At 71.5% G+C, this 7,370-nt stretch carries 10 protein-coding genes; all 10 read right to left on the bottom strand.

All coding sequences use genetic code 11. The annotated features are described in order from the left end of the window. Window positions 1-740, bottom strand: a 740-nt coding sequence (locus GT030_RS14450) for a bifunctional DNA primase/polymerase (RefSeq protein WP_161201459.1), incomplete at its 3' end; no start/stop codon positions are given. Then, window positions 737-1,474 carry a class I SAM-dependent methyltransferase gene (locus tag GT030_RS14445; RefSeq protein WP_161201458.1) on the bottom strand — a complete coding sequence of 246 codons (738 nt, stop codon included), beginning with the start codon at window positions 1,472-1,474 and terminating at the stop codon, window positions 737-739. The genes GT030_RS14450 and GT030_RS14445, both read right to left, overlap by 4 nt. Before the next feature lie 361 nt (window positions 1,475-1,835). Further along, entirely contained in the window at window positions 1,836-2,231 is a 396-nt protein-coding gene (locus GT030_RS14440) for a hypothetical protein (protein ID WP_346009637.1), read from the bottom strand. A 75-nt stretch (window positions 2,232-2,306) separates the two neighbouring features. Further along, on the bottom strand, window positions 2,307-2,501 hold the full coding sequence (locus GT030_RS14435; RefSeq protein ID WP_161201456.1) for a hypothetical protein: 195 nt from the start codon (window positions 2,499-2,501) through the stop codon (window positions 2,307-2,309). 3 nt (window positions 2,502-2,504) lie between these two features. After that, entirely contained in the window at window positions 2,505-2,777 is a 273-nt protein-coding gene (locus GT030_RS14430; RefSeq protein WP_161201455.1) for a hypothetical protein, read from the bottom strand. Window positions 2,778-2,918: 141 nt separating this feature from the next. Next, window positions 2,919-5,138 (bottom strand): cell division protein FtsK, encoded by a 2,220-nt coding sequence (locus GT030_RS14425; RefSeq protein ID WP_161201454.1) that lies wholly within the window; start codon window positions 5,136-5,138, stop codon window positions 2,919-2,921. A gap of 81 nt (window positions 5,139-5,219) precedes the next feature. Beyond that, window positions 5,220-5,603 carry an RRQRL motif-containing zinc-binding protein gene (locus tag GT030_RS14420; protein ID WP_161201453.1) on the bottom strand — a complete coding sequence of 128 codons (384 nt, stop codon included), beginning with the start codon at window positions 5,601-5,603 and terminating at the stop codon, window positions 5,220-5,222. Next, complete coding sequence (locus tag GT030_RS14415; RefSeq protein ID WP_161201452.1) at window positions 5,603-6,250, bottom strand: GGDEF domain-containing protein; 648 nt, start codon at window positions 6,248-6,250, stop codon at window positions 5,603-5,605. Before GT030_RS14415 ends, GT030_RS14420 begins: the two co-directional genes overlap by 1 nt. Further along, entirely contained in the window at window positions 6,247-7,179 is a 933-nt protein-coding gene (locus GT030_RS14410) for a DUF2637 domain-containing protein (RefSeq protein ID WP_161201460.1), read from the bottom strand. The genes GT030_RS14415 and GT030_RS14410 overlap by 4 nt, the downstream gene beginning before the upstream one ends. A 50-nt stretch (window positions 7,180-7,229) precedes the next feature. Beyond that, window positions 7,230-7,370 (bottom strand): DUF6284 family protein (locus GT030_RS35660; protein WP_237522424.1); only part of this gene is annotated, 141 nt, incomplete at its 5' end.

The following is a 7,370-nucleotide window of genomic DNA, read 5'->3' as shown; positions in this document are numbered from 1 at the left end:
GTGTGCGTCTCGGTGAGGCAGCCGCACCGGCCGTGCGTGGACAGCACCGCGAGGAACGTGCGATAGACCGTGGCGTGCACCGCGCTGCGGGCCTCGATGATGCGCTGCTCCGCCATGGCGATCCCACGATCCAGGTAGGTCGGCGTGCGGTGCGGGCACTGGCCGCCACCGGTCAGTGACGGCACCGTGAGTGGCACCGGTCGGGCCGGGGTCGGCTCCTTCACGGTGAGGGCCCGCACGGCATCTGGCAGGGCTGCCAGGGTGCCGGCGCCGGGACCGAGCCATCGGGCGTAGGCCATGGTCGACTTGATGTCCACGCCGGGTCGCACGTTGTTGGCGCCCTGCATCGCTCCCCGGTAGAGCCAGTGCTCACCACGGGTCGTCGGCACGCGCCGGGTGGCGGGCAGATTCGCGCGTGCCCACGCGATGGCGGCCGGATTGTCGAGGTCCACGACGGTGAGACCGGCACCGCCGGGGTGGTAGGCGACGCCCGCCGCTTCCCGCCACGCCCCCACCCACGGAGCCGAGTTGATGATGTCGGGGTCGGTGGTGGCGGCCGCCCAGCCGTGGCACGGATTCGGGCAGGTGCAGGGGCCGGGGGCCTTCATGTTCGGTCGGCCACCGCAGGCGTTGTTGGCGCAGGTCGGGCAGTTCCCGAACGGCACCTTCCCCGCCCGTAACGGCAACGGCGGCACGCCGTGGGCCGCAAGGTAGAGCGCGGTGCGCAGGTGCTCGCTCATGCCGCCACCTCCAGCCGAGGAGCGAGGCTGGTGAGGTACGCGGCGCCGATCCACTCGGTGTACGCGGGCGGGAGCGCCTCGCGCAGGCGCAGGTGATCGCTGGACCAGTCGATGCCCTTGGCCTCCCGGATCTCTTCCACGGTGGCCTTGCCGCCGCCCTTGCCGTACGCGGCGACGTAAGGACCCTCGTGGTACTCACCATGGCGCCAGCCGCGCACCCGCCCACGGTGGCGGGGGTGGACGGGCTGCCGAGTGGTCCAGCCGCCGAGTTCGAAGTAGCGGTGCATGAGCACGCCGAGGCCGAACTGTTCGCCGCACAGTCGGATGTCCTTGCGGACCTCGGAGCCGGGTACGTTCTCGATCACGTACGGGCGGCCGGTGGTTTGAAGGGCGGCGCGGGCGGGGCCGATGAGGTGGGGGTAGGTGCGGCCGATGGCCGCGTTGCGGGCCTTGTTGGTGCCCTTGGTCGGGGCGCCCTCGCCCTGGCAGGGCGGCGAGATGTGGATGAAGTCGAACTCGTGGCCGTGGGCCAGGATGAAGGCGATGGCGTCGCCCTGGTGGAAATCGTCGCCCCGGTAGTCGGGTTGGGGCTCGATGTCCACGCCGGTGATGTGGCAGTCGGGGAACGCGCGCCGGTAGCCCTCGGTGCCGCCACCGATGCAGCAGCAGGCGTCCAGAACGCGGAACGGGCGGGAGGCGTCCGGCACTCGCCGGACGGGGATGGGTTGCGTCATGCTGGGAGACCTCCAACGGGTCTGTCGTGGACTGGTTGGTTGGGGCGGCCCCGGACTTTGGCGAGACGGGGGCCGCCCCTTCTCCGTGCTTCGGGGTAGGGGGCGTACATGACCGATGGACAGTCGCGTGAGCGCAGGACAGAAGCCGGTTGGAGAAGGCACGCGTGGTTGCGCTACTTGGTGATCTTCTGTGTGCCCGCGCCGGCTTACGCGTTGGGCGCCGTGGCGTCTCATGCCTGGGTGGACACGCCGTGGAGCGCGGCTGTGGCGACGGCTGTCGTGCTGGCAGTGGGCGTACCTGTGGCTTTTCTGTGGTCCATCAGCCGAAGCCGAGGTGGAGACGGGGACAGGAGCCCTTGACTCAACCGCGGAAGTGGTTGCGCTTGATCACGGCCTTGCGGATGTTGACCGTGGTCCCGCCGCCGTGACGGCCGGCGCCGAGGGCCTGCACGACGATGAACCCGCCGAACAGCACTGCGGCGAGAGTGATGAGCTGGGTGATCAGGGCCGTCAGGGCGGTGATGAACGAGGTGAGCAGCAGCAGTCCGCCGCACACCGCGAGGAAACCGATGCCTCCGAGAGCGATGTTCACCGCCGCGCGGGAGACGACCGGCTTGGCCGCGGCCGGTTCCGGCTGGAGGGGGTCGATGGCGTAGCCGGTGACGATCCGGCCGTCCGGGAGGACGATGCTCGCCACGCTCGGCACGGTGTGCGGCTGGACGATGGCGGGGGCCGCCGGCCGCGTCACGAGGGGGATGGGCTGGTGGACTTCCGGCGCCGCGGTGACGGTCGCCGGGTGGCGGCGGGTGGGCTCGTTCACGGGGGTGTCTCCCTACTTGCCGAGGGTGGACAGGGCGTCGGCGGATGCCTGCACGAGGTTGTGAATCGGGCCGTAGGCGCCGGTTCCGGCGGCGAAGAAGCCGAACAGGAACAGGACGAGGGCGGCGCCCGCGTTGGCGGAGCGGGTGCGCACGGCGAAGGCGGAGGCGGCGCCGAACAACAGCACGGCGGAGATGTCGAGGACCATCGGTCAGAAGCCTTCCGGGCGAGGGGTGTCGGTACCTGCGCGGTAGATGCGGGCCCACCGGTTGTAGAGCCAGCGGCCGGCGCGGATGCGCTTGCCGGTGGCGCGGCAGCGGCGGCAGTCCTTGCCGCGCTTCAACCGGCCCTTGCGGTCGTGCTTGAGGGCGTGGCCCATGCCGTGGCAGCGGCGGCAGTCGCCGAATGGCGAGGCCGCACACAGCCCGCCGTAACCGAGGGTGACGGCTATCAGGCAGGTGATAGCAAGGAGGATGGGGGTCATGAGGGTTCCTCCGGGCGGGTTTTCAGGGGTTTCCGCTGGTGGGGTGCTATCCGCTAGATCACAGGTGAGGCCCCGGATGGGGTGCTAGCGGGGGTGCTACTGGTAGCAGGTGTGGGTGCTACCAGTAGCAGCGGTTCGGGCCTATGCGGCGCCCGGCTTTTCGTTACGCTCCGCGATCGCCTTGAGGAGGTCGGCGCGGGTGATGCCGCGCCGGGTGGTGCGGGTGCCGTCGTCCGTCGTGCCGGCGACGTCCCGCGTCCGGATGCCGTGCGGCTTGAGCGCGCTGGTGACGTTCTCGCCCTTCCACCCGCCGTAGACGTCGGAGCGGAGTTCAGCGAGGCGAGCGGCGATCCGCTCGTTCCACACCCGCTCTTCCTTCTCCGCGACGACCGCGGCGACGTCGGCGAGCAGGTCGTAGGCCGGGCCCGTCAGGGTCTCGGGTGCCTCGCCGAGGGCGTAGCCGGACAGCAGTCCCGCCTTCTCGCGAGTGGTGCGGGCGCGGGCGGCGATGGCTTCGGCGCCGGGCGCGTCCACGAAGGTGCTGGACACGATCCGGGCATCGGAGCCTTCCCCGACGAAGTAGTGCAGGCCCTTGTCACCCCACGCGAACATCGTGGCCCGCACCCCGCGCTTGTAAGAGGATGTGCCCAGGACCATGTCGTTCTCGGTCTGGCCCATGACCTTCAGGCACCAGCGGGCGCCGGCGTTCGCGCTGATGCCGGTGGGCAGGGACTTGGCGTCGGGCCGTTGGGTGGCCAGCAGGAGCACGATCCCGGTGGCGGGGCCGCGCTTGACCAGGTCGGTGGCGATCTCTTCGAACTCCTTGCCGTAGTCGGGGTGCTCGAAGAGCACCTGGCACTCGTCCACCCCGATCACGATGGGGTGCAGGCCCAGGGACCGCTTGGAGGCGAGTTCGCTGGTCACCTTCGATTCCGGGCAGATGTCCCGCGGCAGCGAGCGGATCACCTTCGTGCGGCGGCGCAGTTCCTCGCGTAGGGCGCGGAAGTCGGCCAGCGCGTACTGGAGGGTTTCGTCTTCCTCGCCGACGCCGTGCCGGTGGGAGACCTTCTCCCCGACCGGGTCCAGGTCGCCGGTGCCCTTCATGTCGTAGGAGTGCAGCTCCGCCCGCGGGTCGAGTGCGGCGATGAGCAGCAGCAGACGCAGGAGGAAGGTCTTGCCCATGCGGGGGATCGCGCCGATGACGCCGGCGATGAACATGAGCGTGACTTCGACCCAGCGTCCGCGCTGGTCGGTGCCGTACGGGACGGGCTTGAAGAGGTCCACCGTGCCGGACTTCAGCAGCGGCCAGACCGGCTTGCGCGCGGACTTGAGGTCCTGGTCACCGACCCATAGCACCAGCCGGCCGGTGTGCTCGTCCGGGACCGCTTCGGGCCACACGCAGCCCAGCGGGCGGCGCAGGCCGGAGGCGAGGCGGTCGCGGCGCTCGATCACGTCCGTGACCGTGACGCCGTAGGGCAGGTCTCCTTCGGCGCGCCAGCCAGGTCCGTCGCGGGTGATCGGCGCGGTGAACGCGAACCCGTCCCGCCCCTTGCCCTGCGCCTGATTGATCGCCGGAATTCCCAGCGCCCCCAGTGCGCGCAGCACGATGTCACTGGTCAGTTTCGGCGCGTCCGGGAGTTCCACAGCCTTGTGGACGACCGGTGCGTCCGCCTTCCGGCCGGCCGACCCCAGCGCCAGCACCAGGGCGCCAGTCGACAGGGCTTGCAGCCAGCCGGGGGCGAGGACGTAGATGGCCAGCGCCGCCCCCACTCCGACGAACAGGGCGAGCACGGCGACCAGGGTGCGCAGGCGGACACGGCCGTCGCGCTGTCGGGACAGCTTCAGGTACTCGGCTGCGTCCTCGCGGCGCACGGCGGCGAGGCGGACGGGTTCGCCCTCGCGGTCGGCGACCCATCGCATCGCGCCGCCCACGAACCGCGCCGCACCGGACGGCGCCTGAAGGGCGAGCCGCGTGGCATACACGGGGGCGCGCAGGGCGTGGTAGCCGGCGGTGTGGGCGTAGTGCCGGGCCACCCACCCGGACGCGGTCTTCAGCTCGGAGAGCGAGCGCAGCCAGAGCGGGACGACCGCGCGGCGCTTGGCTCCGGCGAGCCGACCGAGGTAGCCGGGACCGGCCGCCTTCAGCGTCGGCGAGTCGACCAACACCCTGCCGCTCGGGTCGCCCGACTCAAGGCCCGACCCACCGGAGCGGGAGTTGGCCGACCGGTCGGCATTGGTGTCGGTCGACTCGGCGCGGGCCGATCGGGCGGCGTTCAGGTCGACTACGTCGCCGCCGGAGTCGGCAGCGAGTTCGGCTTCCAGTCGGTTGAAGAGTTCATTGTCATCGTCGGGGTGCTTCACTGAATTCGTCCTTCTCTCAGGAGGATCAGGGGCCCGGTCGCTGCTTTGGTCGGTCGTGACCGGGCCCCGCACGGAAACGGTTCAGGCGGCGCACTGTTCCTCGGGGTAGGCGCAGGCCACGCACACTCCGAGCGAGGTCGGGATGCAGTAGCCGTAGGTGATGCGGCAGTTGGGGCAGGTGCGGCGGGCCAGCATCGCCAGCGCGAGCGCACCCCACTTCCGGGACGTCATCGGCCGCACCGGCTTCGCGCGGTCTATGCGGTAGAGGAACGCCACCTGCACACCCGCCTTCCGGCCGCGGTGCGTGCGCATGATCTGCGCGGCCACCTCCTGCCCGCCCGGACGCAGTCCGGAGGCGCGCAGTTGGCGGCGGGTGGCGTAGCCGTCCGGGGCGAAGTGCCACGGGTAGGTGGGTATCCCGAACCGTTCCCCGGAGGGGTCAAAGCACTTGGCGTAGGCGGACATCAGACCGCCACCCCCACCGGGCCGCCCGAGCGGGCGCCGGCGCGGCCGGATCGGCGGCCGGCGACCGTGGCGAACAACCGGCCCAGGCCCGCGCGGCGGGTGCCGGAGCGGGCTTGCTTGGCCGCGTACATCGCCTCATCCGCCCGGCGCAGCAGCCCGGACAAGTCGTCGGCGGGGAAGTCCGCGGCGCGTACCCAGCCGAGTGAGACCGTGGTGTGCACGTCGGGGTCGTGGCCGTCGATGGGGCGGGCCAGCACGCCGTGCAGCAGGGTCAGCATGTCGGCAGCGGTGCCGTGCGGGTCGATGAGCACGGCGGCGAACTCATCGCCCCCCAACCGGCCAGCGACCCCGGACCGGCCCACGTGGTGGGCCAGGCGGTCCGCGGTCGCCTTCAGCAGCACATCGCCCGCGGCGTGCCCGTGGACGTCGTTGATCTGCTTGAACTTGTCGACGTCGGCGAGGACAACGACCGCCCGCGGATCCTTCAACAGGGTGGTTGCGCGGCGGGTGAACCCGTCGCGGGTGACCAGCCCCGTGAGCGGGTCCCGGCGGGCAGTGTTCAGGCAGCGGTGCAGCCACCACACATGAACCACCCAGCCCGCCAACAGGGGCAGGGCGGCTAACGCGGCCGTGGTCGGGGTGCTCATGCCGCCACCCCCTCAGCCTCAGCCGGAGCGGCGTCCACCGCGCGCCGGGAGCGGGCTTCCGCGCGTTCGGCGAGCAGAGCGTCACGGACCTGCCGCGCCGACGCCGACCCGCACCGCAGCGCCTTCCGCAGCGCCTCAGCATTGACCGCATCGTCCGACCAGTCAGCCGCCAGCGTGCGAGCCTCGGCCAGCAGTTCGGCCGCAGTGCGCTGCCCGGCGGCGGGCTTGGGCTTCGCGGACCGCTTGCGCGCCGGTCGGGGCGCTGGCGACTCTGATGCCTCTACGGGCTCCGGGTCCAGATCGGGCTCAACCGGCGTGCTTGCGGCGGGGGCGAGTTCGCCCATGCGGAGCATCACGCGCTCACGCCGCGGCGTCTTCCTGCGCCAGCCGCGACCGAACCGCGCGTGCAAGTCCGCACGGGCCAGCAGCCGTTCACGCTCCATACCCAGGGCTACGCTGTAGGAGGTCACCTCCCACAACGTCATGCGCCGCCACAGAGCGAACGTCGACAACGGCGCCAGCAACCACCGCGAGAACCGGATCTTCTCCATACGCCGGCCGGTCGCAGCCCCGATCCGCACGGCGTAGATGTGGGCGCCGATCTCGGAGAACACCACCCACAGCAGCGGCATCGTCCCGTGCGCGACCTTCGCCCACACCCCGCTACCAGCGGCGACGTTCAGCCCACACGTGACCAGGGTGAGCACCCAGGGCACGAACCGCACCCACGCCAACGCCATGTCCATCCGGATCAACAGCAGATTGGCCACCGTGAACACCGGGATCGCGGTGTCAATGCCGGTCGGCAGCATCCACGGCTCACCAAACCCCCACCGCGCCGCGGCCAACGACACCGCGTCGAACGAGGAGATCAGACCGAGCGCGCCGACACCGGCCGCGGCCAGCGCCCCCACACCGGCAAGCCCCATCTCCGGGCGGGTCAGCGGCGGCACCGCCGTGCCTTCCGCCGCCTGCGACGTCACGCCGCACCACCGGGAAGGGTCGTGCCGGCCACCCGGTTGAGCTGGGCGACGCGGGCGGCGAGCGCCTGGCGGCGGGCCCGGCGGATGCGGCGGGTGTCCAGCTCGGTGGGCGTGCGGTCGATGGTGGCGATGTGCGC

Origin of the sequence: Streptomyces sp. SID1328 (assembly GCF_009865595.1) — a bacterium.
Taxonomy (GTDB): domain Bacteria; phylum Actinomycetota; class Actinomycetes; order Streptomycetales; family Streptomycetaceae; genus Streptomyces; species Streptomyces griseoluteus.
The sequence above is the reverse complement of the archived record's forward strand: the minus strand, read 5'-3'. Positions and strand labels throughout refer to the sequence as shown.